Origin of the sequence: Streptococcus sp. DD11 (genome assembly GCF_001578865.1) — a bacterium.
GTDB classification, from domain to species: Bacteria; Bacillota; Bacilli; order Lactobacillales; family Streptococcaceae; genus Streptococcus; species Streptococcus panodentis.
Window position 1 is genome coordinate 501,377 of the sequence record NZ_KQ969393.1, and the last position, 3,581, is coordinate 504,957.

At 51.4% G+C, this 3,581-nt stretch carries 4 protein-coding genes and 1 pseudogene; all 5 read left to right on the forward strand.

The window, feature by feature from the left end; genetic code table 11:
• The first annotated feature begins 325 nt into the window (after positions 1-325).
• Positions 326-1,492 (forward strand): chorismate synthase, encoded by a 1,167-nt coding sequence (aroC, locus tag STRDD11_RS05695; RefSeq protein WP_128836190.1) that lies wholly within the window; start codon positions 326-328, stop codon positions 1,490-1,492.
• A gap of 22 nt (positions 1,493-1,514) precedes the next feature.
• Positions 1,515-2,624, forward strand: a complete 1,110-nt coding sequence (locus STRDD11_RS05700; protein WP_128836192.1) for a prephenate dehydrogenase — start codon at positions 1,515-1,517, stop codon at positions 2,622-2,624.
• A gap of 14 nt (positions 2,625-2,638) precedes the next feature.
• On the forward strand, positions 2,639-2,977 hold the full coding sequence (locus STRDD11_RS05705) for a YlbF/YmcA family competence regulator (protein ID WP_128836194.1): 339 nt from the start codon (positions 2,639-2,641) through the stop codon (positions 2,975-2,977).
• A 312-nt stretch (positions 2,978-3,289) separates the two neighbouring features.
• Positions 3,290-3,396 (forward strand): annotated as a pseudogene (locus tag STRDD11_RS14885) (HD domain-containing protein); the annotation flags it as partial.
• A gap of 87 nt (positions 3,397-3,483) precedes the next feature.
• Positions 3,484-3,581 (forward strand): HD domain-containing protein (locus tag STRDD11_RS14890; protein WP_277592709.1); only part of this gene is annotated, 98 nt, incomplete at its 3' end.

A 3,581-nucleotide genomic window follows, 5' to 3' on the forward strand; every position in this document is an offset into this window, starting at 1 on the left:
TCATCCATAACCTCAAAGCAGTGCTTTTGTTGCTTCCTATCGGAAGCTTTATCTATAACCTCAAAACCTCCACTGGAGCTTTTGAGCAATCAGCTACCGCGTCAAGAGTTTTTTTCCAAAACAAAGCGAGACTGAAGGACTTTTGTCTCAGCCTCCACTGCCGGCTGCAGACAAAGCAAGAGCAGTTTGTGTCAGCTGTCTTCGTCAAAGAGATTGAAGACAGCTCAAAACCTCCGTAAGGAAATGCCGCCTTGGATTTTCAAAGAGTATGAGGCGGACAGTCAGCGCTGCCGCTGATTTGCAAAAGGATAGATAGGAAATGATTATGAGATATTTAACGGCCGGCGAGTCACACGGACCGCGTCTGACCGCCATTATTGAAGGTGTGCCGGCAGGCCTGCCTCTGACAGCAGACTACATCAATGCAGAGCTGAAACGCCGGCAGGGCGGCTACGGCCGCGGTGCCCGCATGAAGATTGAGAGCGATCAGGTAGAGATTACCTCTGGTGTGCGCCATGGTCTGACCATGGGCGGTCCCATTACTCTCCATGTCACCAATCTGGATCATCAGAAATGGCTGGACATCATGAATGCGGCTGATGTGGAGGAGAAGAAAAAAGGCCTGCGTAAGATTACCAAGCCGCGGCCTGGCCATGCGGATCTGGTCGGCGGCATCAAGTACCGCTTTAGCGATCTGCGCAATTCTCTGGAGCGGTCCTCTGCCCGCGAAACAACGATGCGGGTGGCAGTGGGGGCTGTTGCGAAACGGCTGCTGGAAGAAATCGGCGTCGAAGTGGCCAGTCATATTGTCACCTTTGGCGGCATTGACATTGACGTACCTGAAAATCTGACAGTGTCCCAAATCAAGGAAAGGGCCGGCCGGTCGGAAGTTTCCATTGTCAATCCTGAAAAAGAGCAGGACATCAAGGCTTATATTGACCAAATCAAGAAGGACGGCGATACAATCGGCGGTATCATTGAGACCATTGTCGGCGGTGTGCCGGCAGGCCTGGGCTCTTTTGTCCATTGGGACAGAAAACTGGATGCCAAAATCGCTCAAGGGGTGGTGTCCATCAATGCTTTCAAAGGGGTTGAATTCGGTGTCGGTTTTGAAGCCGGCCGGCTCAAAGGCAGTCAGGTCATGGATGAAATCCTCTGGTCTGAAGCTGACGGCTTTACCCGCCGGACAAATAATCTGGGCGGCTTTGAAGGCGGGATGACCAATGGTGAACCGATTGTCGTGCGCGGGGTGATGAAGCCGATTCCGACTCTTTACAAGCCGCTGATGAGCGTGGATATTGAGAGCCACGAGTCTTACAAGGCAACGGTGGAGCGGAGCGATCCAACGGCTCTGCCAGCTGCGGCTGTCGTGATGGAAAGCGTTGTGGCGACGGTTCTGGCGGCAGAAGTGCTGGAAAAATTCTCCTCTGACAATTTAGAGGAACTGCAGGCAGCAGTGGCCCAGCACCGGGCTTATGCCAAGGGATTTTAGAGCTGATGAGCAAGGAGCAAGCATGGAGAAAAAACGGGTCTATATTGCAGGATTAGGGCTGATTGGCGCCTCACTGGCTCTGGGCATCCGGCGTGACCATCCAGAAGTAGAAATTCTGGGCTATAATCGCAGTGAGGAGTCACGCAGGATTGCTCTGGAGAGGGGGATGGTGGATGGAGCGACGGCTGATTTTGTGGCCTGGGCCCCTTTGGCAGATGTCATTATTCTGGCTGTCCCCATCCAGCAGACCATTGACTTTATCAGGGAGCTGGCCGGTCTGGATTTGAAGGAAAATGTCCTTATTTCTGATGCCGGATCCACCAAGGCGGAGATTGTCGCTGCGGCGGAAGACTTCCTGCAGGCCAGGCCGGTTCGATTTGTCGGTGCCCACCCTATGGCCGGCAGCCATAAGACAGGTGCGGCTTCAGCTGATGTCAATCTCTTTGAGAATGCCTATTATATCTTTACACCGTCCAGCCTGACCAAGCCCGGCACGACGGAAGAACTGCAGGATCTCCTGTCTGGTCTTCACGCCCGCTTTATTGAGATCGATGCAGCGGAGCATGACCGAGTCACCAGTCAGGTCAGCCATTTTCCTCACATCTTGGCTTCCAGTCTGATGGAGCAGGCAGCCGCCTACAGCCAGGAGCATGCACTGACCCAGTCCTTTGCGGCCGGCGGTTTTCGGGATATGACCCGGATTGCAGAGAGCGAGCCAGGTATGTGGACCTCTATCCTGCTGACGAATCCTGAGCCAATCTTAGAGCGGCTTGAAGATTTCAAGGAGCATCTGGACAGGGTAGCAGACGCTCTCAGGAGCAAAGATCAGGATAGAATTTGGAATTTCTTTGAAGAGGGCCGCCGTGTCCGCAAACAGATGGAAATTCATAAACGGGCCGGTGTAGACAGTTTTTATGACATTTTTATCAATGTTCCTGACGAAGAAGATGCAATCTTGGGCATTCTGGAATTGCTGCGGGGGACCTCAGTGGTCAATATCCGCATTAACGAGGAAAACCGTGAAGATATCAACGGAATTTTGCAAATCACCTTTAAAAATCGTGAAGATTTGGAAAAATCTGCTAAAATAGTAAGAGAAAATACTGACTATCAGGTATTTTTAGATGAATAGAATGGAGAAAATTGATGTCCAACATTTATGATTTAGCTAATGAACTCAGCCGCAGCCTGCGCGACCTGCCCGAATACCAGGCGGTTGTCGACAGCAAGAAAGAAGTGGATGCAGACAGTGAAGCCAAGGCGATTTTTGATGATTATCTGGCCTTTCAGCATGAACTGCAGCAGCTGGCCCAGAGCGGCCAAGTGCCCAGCAAGGAAGTGCAGGACAAGCTGACTTCCTTCGGTCAAAAAATTCAGGACAATGCCCTCCTGTCGGAATTCTTTAACAAGCAGCAGCAGCTGTCCATCTACCTATCCGACATCGAGCGCATCATCTTTGATCCTGTGCAGGAATTGCTTAAATAACAGCTCTTCATGGGATAGCTTCTCATAGCTTGTGGCTGCTTCCGCTCAATGCCTTTTCTGCTGATTCATACTCAAAACTCTAGACAGCGAAATGCCTAGAGCATGGTTGGGAGCTGGCAGAAAAAGCTGCCGCTAGGAAATGACAGCTGCAGTCAAGATAGGCTTGCCCTATCCACAGTCACAAACAAGTTCCCCGACTGCCGGAGCAAACCGAAGCTCTGACCATACAGGAGCTTTAAAAGAGTAGGCAATTCTCCCTTTTCTGCCTTTTGTACCGTCAGATTGAACATAGAAAGTTTCGAGGAGTCTCTCATGCTTGAACGTTTGCAGCAGCTGGATTTTGCCAATGAGCTGGAAAAGCTCAAAGCCACTCATAGGACCAATCGGACCTTGGATGCCTACCGTTTTGAGAATTCGGCAGAGCATAGCTGGCAGTGTGCCCTTCTAGCGATGGTGTTGCAGGAGTATGTACCCGAGAGCTTGATCTTTTGGAGAGGGTCACGACCATGCTGCTCATCCATGATTTGGGGGAGGTTTATGCCGGCGACACCTTTGTCTTTGACGAAGAAGGCAAGGCAGACTCCTATAGCCGGGAGCTGGCTTC